Here is a 1,472-nt window from a genome sequence, read left to right as displayed (position 1 = left end):
CGGCGGTCACCGGCGTGGCTGTGGGCGCGGATGGCCGTCATCAGGGCGTCGGTCTGGTCCCTGCGGGGCAGGTCCGTCTTGACGGCGTTCTCGTCCTCCTCCTCGACCACCCCACCGGTCTTCTCGACGTCGAAGACCTGCTCGCCGCCGTAGCGGTGCACCTGCGGGGTCACCGGCCCGTGGTCCTCGTCCTCGGAGAGCCAACGCGCCTCGTCGTCCTCGGCCTCCAGATGCTCGGTGGCGGGGTCGAAGCGCCACGACGCCCGCCGCTCCCGGCCACCCGCAGCGAAGTCGACGTGCACATGCCAGGCGCCGGAATCGTCTCTGCTGGAATCCCATTCGGCCCCCGCGAGGTCCACGCCCCGCCCGGCCAGTCGCTTCTCCACACGCGAACCCAGCAGTTCGGGATCGCCGGCTCGGGGCCGCATACCCTGGGCCAACCCGGCCACATGCGCGCGCTCGGCGAGCACGGGCGCGGCGAAAACGTTGACCTTCGATACCGGCCAGCCGGCCCGCTCGGCGACCTCCTCGACGTCGTGCCCGGCGCGCACCAGCGCCTGGACGTCCCGGGCCGTCAAGGACGCCGACTCGCTCGCCCCGCTGTGGGTGCGGACGCGGCGGGCCGCGACGCGCAGATCCTCATCCAGGGGCAACCGGTATCGGGTGCCGTCCGCCGCGGCGAGCAGCACGAACCGGCCGTCCTCCTGGACGCCGAAGAGACGCAGCTCTTGCATACGGTTTGCCTCTCCACCGAAATTCGACGATCAATGCCCCACAGATGCTGCCACGTCACGCCGCTCTGCGGCGGCCAGGCCACGCCGCGGGCGACGTCGTGGGTGCCCCGCCGGCGCTTGTACGGTGGTGCGGTGCCCGCCGCCCCCGACGCCGACTCACCGCTCCCGCCCTTTCGCAGCGTCGTGGTGCTCGGCTTCGGCGGCCCGGAGGCTCCGGAGGAGGTCATGCCCTTCCTGCGCCGGGTGACGGCCGGCCGGGGTGTCCCCGACGAGCGGCTGGCGGATCGTGGCCGAGCACTATCACCAGTTCGGTGGGCGGAGCCCGATCAACGACCAGAACCGCGCGCTCGGCGCCGCCCTCGCCGCCGAGCTGGCCGATCGTGGTGCACCGGTGGCCGTTCGGTTGGCCAACCGCAACAGCCCGCCGTATGCCGCGGACGTCCTCCCCGAGCTCGCTCCCGGGCCCGTGCTGGTGATGCTGACCAGTCCGTGGCGGTCCTACTCCTCGTGCCGCCAGTACCGCGAGGATCTCGCGGCCGCCGGCGCCGGGGTGACCCTCGCCAAGCTTCCGCCGTATGCCGCCCTCCCCGGCTTCCGCTCCGCCGTCACCCGCCGCACCCTGGAGGCGTTCGACGCCGCGCTCGCCGCGGACTCGCAGGGGCCGCTCGCTCTGGTGTGCATCGCTCACTCCATCCCCGCCGCCGCCGACGCGGCGGCCGGAAGGCCGGGGGAAGGCGG

General features: G+C 73.6%; 2 protein-coding genes. One reads left to right on the top strand and one right to left on the bottom strand.

What is annotated here, in order from left to right; translation table 11 throughout:
* The coding region (gene sepH / locus BN11_RS17670; protein WP_048699619.1) for a septation protein SepH at positions 1-734 on the bottom strand (734 nt) is incomplete at its 3' end.
* A gap of 259 nt (positions 735-993) precedes the next feature.
* Between sepH and BN11_RS17665 the strand changes: the two genes are divergently transcribed.
* Positions 994-1,472, top strand: a 479-nt coding sequence (locus tag BN11_RS17665; protein ID WP_201329299.1) for a ferrochelatase, incomplete at its 3' end; no start/stop codon positions are given.

The sequence above is a fragment of the Nostocoides australiense Ben110 genome (genome assembly GCF_001050535.1).
GTDB classification, from domain to species: Bacteria; Actinomycetota; Actinomycetes; order Actinomycetales; family Dermatophilaceae; genus Nostocoides_A; species Nostocoides_A australiense.
Note: the sequence above shows the minus strand (reverse complement) of the source record. Positions and strands in the feature narration are given on the sequence as shown.